The sequence below is a fragment of the Geomonas sp. genome, assembly GCF_056994735.1.
Genome location: NZ_JBXKJL010000160.1, coordinates 1 through 1,503, shown reverse-complemented (window position 1 = coordinate 1,503; position 1,503 = coordinate 1). Strand labels below are relative to the sequence as shown.

At 61.1% G+C, this 1,503-nt stretch carries 1 protein-coding gene; it reads right to left on the bottom strand.

Annotated elements, in window-relative coordinates; genetic code table 11:
* Positions 1 to 412: 412 nt before the first annotated feature.
* On the bottom strand, positions 413 to 1,503 hold a 1,091-nt coding region (locus AC11W3_RS07745; RefSeq protein WP_484092756.1), incomplete at its 5' end, for a LuxE/PaaK family acyltransferase.

Here is a 1,503-nt window from a genome sequence, read left to right as displayed (position 1 = left end):
CGGCAGCCGCATGCTGGGAACAAACAGCATGATATTGTACATTAACGCGGCATACTTGTCTTTAATTTTCAAGTTAATTTATTTTCACAGCCTTGAAGAATAAGTCAATCTTGATGAAAAATTATTACAGCCTGCACTTCCAGTGGCACAACTGCGGCTAATAGATTAAAGGAGATCGAGATAGCATGAGACAGAGCATCATGTAGTTAAGGAAACGATAAAACAGCACGACTCTTTTCATAAATGGGGGCTAAGTAGGAAAAGCTGGATGCTGTATGGCTTGACTACAGCCGCATCTCGTAGCCGGGATAATCAATGCCTCTGCTGGCATGGGGTGGCTGGAGCGTCCCCGATGGGCGACTGTCGCGCAGTCGGGGACGCCCCGGCAGGAGTTGTCTGCAAGGCTTCGGACCTACTTCTCCTTCTCCGCCTTTTCGGGCGCAGGCTCGGACTTGAGCCCCGCCGGATGGTCTACCAGCACCTGATGATCGGCCCGGGCCTTGTACCAGTCCAGCGGCCGTTGGGTCTGCTCCTTGAAGGTGTTGAGGGACTCGTCCCGCAGCTTTGCAGCCTCTTGGTCGGCCTGCGCCACCAGGATCTCGTCGACAACCTGGGGACACGAGGCGACGGAACCGGGTCTCGCCTCGATCTCCTCGCGTACGCTCGGCGTCACCTTCGGGTCCTTGGCGACCATCATCTTGAAGTCGATGGAGAAGTTCGTGTAGGTCTCCAGCATGCGGAAGATCGCCGAGTCGCCCATGGGGCCGCTCGGGCGCTCGTCGGGCAGCGGCGAGACTTTGCCGTTCTCGATCTTCGCGCGCCCCACCATCTCGCAGCCGGTGCCGTTGTCTGTCGTGTAGCCCAGGTTGTCGGTGATGACGGAGAGGACGGTAGGCACGTTTGCCAGGTCCCAGTGGGCAAGGAGGCCGACCTCGCCGTCCGGCAGCGGCCTCAGATCGTCGATGCTCATGGCCAGCACCCGCGACCAGGGAGGGACCGGCCTCGTGCGCTTGCGGGGGGGAAGCCCCTTGACCAGCCGGCGCAGGGAGTCGTCGAAGAGGTTGGTCGCCGTTTCCGCCTCGCCCAGCACGTTCACGCAGTGCGAGTTCGGGATGTCGAGGATTTCGGTGACCATGTCGTAGTAGTCGTCCCTGGTGACCACCCCGAAGCGGCCGCGATACCCGCCGCCGTCGCAGATGCGGCTGCCGGCGGGCAGCTTGAAGGTGATCTTCTTGCGGCGGCAGGCCTGGAAAAAGTAGACGAAAGCCGAGGTGGCGCCGATCAGAGCCACCGGCACCCCGCTCGCTTCGGACTCGCGCAGGGCCTTCAGAAGCGCCTTCACGTTGATGCCGCTCTTTCCCAGAAGGAACATGCTGTCGGGCGTGCCGAAGGCCTGCCGGGTCTGGTCCATGCCGATGGCCATCCCCATGGAGGGGGCGAGCTCCGGGCTCGGGGCCAGGATCAGGATGCGGCAGCGCTTCCCCTCCTCGAAGTCGGGGAAGA